This window comes from Rhodoferax sp. ZS1R8 (assembly GCF_056521325.1).
The window spans coordinates 1-1,255 of sequence record NZ_JBWMBA010000056.1 but is presented as its reverse complement, the minus strand read 5'-3'; the positions used below and the strand labels follow the sequence as shown (position 1 = coordinate 1,255).

The 1,255-nt window shown below is 63.3% G+C and carries 2 protein-coding genes; both read right to left on the bottom strand.

Annotated elements, in window-relative coordinates; translation table 11 throughout:
- Positions 1-767: tRNA (adenosine(37)-N6)-threonylcarbamoyltransferase complex dimerization subunit type 1 TsaB (gene tsaB, locus AC097P_RS23685; RefSeq protein ID WP_479612886.1), on the bottom strand; the 767-nt coding region annotated here is incomplete at its 3' end.
- Positions 768-794: 27 nt separating this feature from the next.
- The coding region (locus AC097P_RS23680) for an EamA family transporter (RefSeq protein WP_479612885.1) at positions 795-1,255 on the bottom strand (461 nt) is incomplete at its 5' end.

The following is a 1,255-nucleotide window of genomic DNA, read 5'->3' as shown; positions in this document are numbered from 1 at the left end:
GCAATGGCGACGCTGGCCTGTAGGGCGGCGGCCTTTTCCGCCATGCGTTCGGCCGTGGTTTTGGCGACCTTGTCGCGGATGTAACTGGGCAGCGCCTGCTCGGGCGGCACAGCCAGGCCCGCGGCCAACAGGGCGGGCGCCAGGCGCAACATGGCGGATGCCGTGGGCAGGGCAGCGATGCGCTGGGCCGTTGCACCACTCAGGTCTTCAGCCGCCACACGGTCGCCATAGACCGCAAAGACATTCCCCGCCAGCAGCCAGGGTGTTGCAGTCGCAGCGGGGTCTGCTGGTAAACGCAGCAGTTTTTCGGGCTGCACCAGGGCGCTGCCACTTAGCTCGGTCCACTGGCTACCCACAAACGCGAAGGTGGCGCAGTACATCTCGTCCATGCGGGCGTCCAGCAGGGCCGTCACCACACCGTCGGGCTGTGCAGCCATGGCGGTGTGCCGGGCCTCCTCTGCCACGGCCAACAGGGAATCCACCCCCAGCACTGGCACGTTTGCCCCAAAGGCAAGCCCCTGCGCCACCGAGCATGCCGTGCGCAGGCCGGTAAACGAACCGGGGCCGCTGCCAAAGCAAATGGCATCCAGAGTCTGCAGCGTCAGACCGGCCTGCCCCAACAAGTCCAGGATGGCCGGGATCAGGTCGGTAGACGCCTTGGCACCGCCTGAGGTCGTGTGTTGCCATTGCTGCAGCTGGCCCTCGCGCGTGCTGCAGACGGCAATAGACATGAACTCAGTCCCGGTATCAAATGCCAGCAGATTCATGGTGTCAACAAGTCATTCATAGCAAAATCAGCCTCTAGCCCCCCAGGGTGCTGCATCAATTGCTCCTGTTTTAATAGCAACCACAGATGCCTTGCGCACACCAAAAACGATACCCGATGTGACCAAGGCCAGTCCTAGCAGCACGTTCCAGCCCAGGGGTTCATCCAGGAACAGCCCAGCAGCAAGGGCCGACAGCCCGGGCACCAGCGCCGTGATCATGGTGGAGCGTACCGGCCCGAAGTACTGGATCATCTTGGTAAAGCTGATGCCGGAGATGACCACCGAGCCAACACCCTGGAAGAACATCTGAAAGGCCACATCCGTCCAGGGAGCCACAAGCACCCGGCCCGGCACCCAGTGCAAGAGCAACAGCGCGGTGTAGACAGGCACATAAACCAAGAAGGCCAGCGCGGTGATGGCGATGGTGGCGCGCACCGCGTCCAGCGCAAAGCGGCGCACCAGCACGCTGTAAAGCGACCAGACAAGGG